The sequence below is a fragment of the Gluconobacter sp. P1D12_c genome (assembly GCF_018812105.1).
Taxonomy (GTDB): Bacteria; Pseudomonadota; Alphaproteobacteria; order Acetobacterales; family Acetobacteraceae; genus Gluconobacter; species Gluconobacter oxydans_A.
Genome location: NZ_JACSIQ010000833.1, coordinates 1 through 366 on the forward strand (window position 1 = coordinate 1; position 366 = coordinate 366).

General features: G+C 58.2%; 1 pseudogene. It reads left to right on the plus strand.

Annotation, left to right across the window (positions count from 1 at the left end):
• Nucleotides 1-366 (plus strand): annotated as a pseudogene (locus tag KP705_RS19420) (membrane-bound PQQ-dependent dehydrogenase, glucose/quinate/shikimate family); the annotation flags it as partial.

Below are 366 nucleotides of genomic sequence, written 5' to 3' on the forward strand. Positions count from 1 at the left end.
GAACGTCAAATACGAGTCCATTCCCTACACGGCAGCCTGCAAGGGTGTGACGTATTTCACGTCTGCTGCCGTGCCAGAGGGTCAACCCTGCCACAACCGCATTATTGAAGGCACACTGGATATGCGCCTCGTGGCCGTCGATGCGGCAACAGGTGAATTCTGCCCCGCGTTTGGCCATAACGGACAGGTCAACCTGATGCAGGGCATGGGTGAATCCGTCCCCGGCTTCGTGGCCATAACGGCTCCGCCGCCTGTGGTGAACGGTATTGTCGTTGTCAATCATGAGGGTCTTGACGGTCAGCGTCGCTGGGCACCGTCTGGTGTAATCCGTGGTTACGATGCTGAAAGCGGCAAGTTCGTCTGGGC